This is a genomic window from Pseudomonas cichorii, from assembly GCF_019719005.1.
GTDB classification, from domain to species: Bacteria; Pseudomonadota; Gammaproteobacteria; order Pseudomonadales; family Pseudomonadaceae; genus Aquipseudomonas; species Aquipseudomonas cichorii_E.
This window is the reverse complement of sequence record NZ_JAIGPJ010000080.1, coordinates 1-1,934: the sequence shown is the minus strand read 5'-3', so window position 1 is coordinate 1,934 and position 1,934 is coordinate 1. Positions and strand designations below refer to the sequence as shown.

General features: G+C 60.9%; 1 protein-coding gene. It reads right to left on the bottom strand.

Translation table 11 applies throughout. The features are described 5' to 3' along the window. A partial coding sequence (locus K5D32_RS25660) for a condensation domain-containing protein (RefSeq protein WP_221602312.1) occupies positions 1-1,934 on the bottom strand: 1,934 nt, incomplete at both ends.

The following is a 1,934-nucleotide window of genomic DNA, read 5'->3' as shown; positions in this document are numbered from 1 at the left end:
AGATCCAGCGTCGCATTCTGTGCCAGTACGGCCGCAGGCGCACTGTCCTGCAACATGTAGGCAATACGCTCAGCCGGATAAGCCGGATCCAGCGGCACATAACCGCCGCCCGCCTTCAGGATGGCCAGCAAGCCGACCACCATCTCGATACCGCGCTCGACACAGATCGCAACACGAGCATCCGGCACCACGCCCTGACTGCGCAGATGATGCGCCAGGCGGTTGGCCCGCTGATTCAGTTCGGCATAACTCAAACGCTCGTCGCCAGACACCAGCGCAATCGCATCCGGTGTACGTTCGGCCTGAGCTTCAAACAGGCCATGCACCGTCTGGTCGAGTGGATACTCAGCCTCGGTAGCGTTGAAACCATGCAGCAATTGCTCAAGCTCATCTTGCGGCAGTACCGACAGACTGCCGAGCGAAGCCTGTGGGTTCTGCTCCAGCGCTTCGACCAGACGGGTAAGCGCGGTATTCATATAAGCGGTCACACGAACGGCACCGATGCCGTTCTGCACCAGCACGATCAGCTCGAAACCCTCGCCCTGATCGTCCACGGACAGGGTCAGTGGATAGTTGGTGCGCTCCTCGCCTTTGAGCGGCTCGATACCTTCCCAGGCTGGCGACAGGCTGTACTCGCCCGGCGCAGCGCTGTAGCGGTAGTTGAGCAAGGCGCTGAACAACGGCGTCGACGCCGGTACGCCACTGCAACGCTGAGCCAGGGCCAGCGGCGCATGTTCGTGAGCCAGCAAGGCGCTGAGACGAGCGTGAGTTTCACGCACACCTGCTCTTACCCCACCGGCACCCAGTTGCAGACGCAGCGGCAAGGTATTGATGAACATGCCCAAGGCACGATCTGCACCTTCGCCACCATTAAGGCGGCCCATCAGTACAGTGCCGAACACCACATCGTCACGACCGCTGGCCGCACTGATCACCTGCCCCCAGGCCAGGTGATGCAGTGACGCCACACTGACCCCAAGCTGACGAGCCTGCGCTCGCAGTCGCTTGCTGAGGTCCAGATCCAGAGGCAGACGATGCTCCTCGATGTCACGACCTTCGCCCTGCACTTCATGCAGACCGAACGGAAGGGTCGGTTCGTCCAGATCCCCCAACATGTCGCGGAAGAAGACTTCCTGCGCTTCGCGATCGGTACCCAGACGGGCTTGAGCCACGTAATTGCGATACGGCACCGGCTCGCTCAGACGCCCGGTATCGCCGAGCAGCCAGGACTCCATCTCGTGCTGAACCACTTCCAGCGCGGTATGGTCCAGTGCCAGGTGATGGAACAGCAGGAAGGCGACCCAGCGCTGATTGGCCGGATCATGGGCATAGGCAATCCGCATCAACGGGGCCCGACGAATGTCCATGCGGTGCTGGCGGGTATCGAAACGCGCCTGCAACTGGCTGGCGATATCGCCTTGTTCCAGGTCCAGTTCAAGGTGCTCCACACCCAGGGCGGCCTGACGCCATACCACTTGAACCGGCTCGTCCAGACCTTCCCAGTACAGCGAAGTGCGCAGGATATCGTGGCGTTCGATGACGCTCTGCAGTGCGCCGGTGAAGGCATTCAGTCGCTCTTGATTGGCAAAACCGAATACCGCTTGCAATACATAGGGATCGCCCTGCTCGGCAGACAGGTGGTGATAGAGAATCCCTTCCTGCAACGGCGCCAACGGGTAGATATCCTGGATATTGGCTGCGCCGCCCGGAATGGAGGCAATGACCTGCTCAAGCTGTTCTTCGCTGATGGTGACCAGCGGCAGCATGTCCGGCGTGATATGCGTGCAACCCGGCTCGATCAGATTGGCAGGGACACGGATTTCCGTACCGCTGCCTACCGCAGCAGCCAGTGCCATTAGGGTTGGCTGACTGAACAGCACGCGCACATCGGCACTCAGGCCTTGCTGACGCATCTTCTCGATCAGCTTGACGGC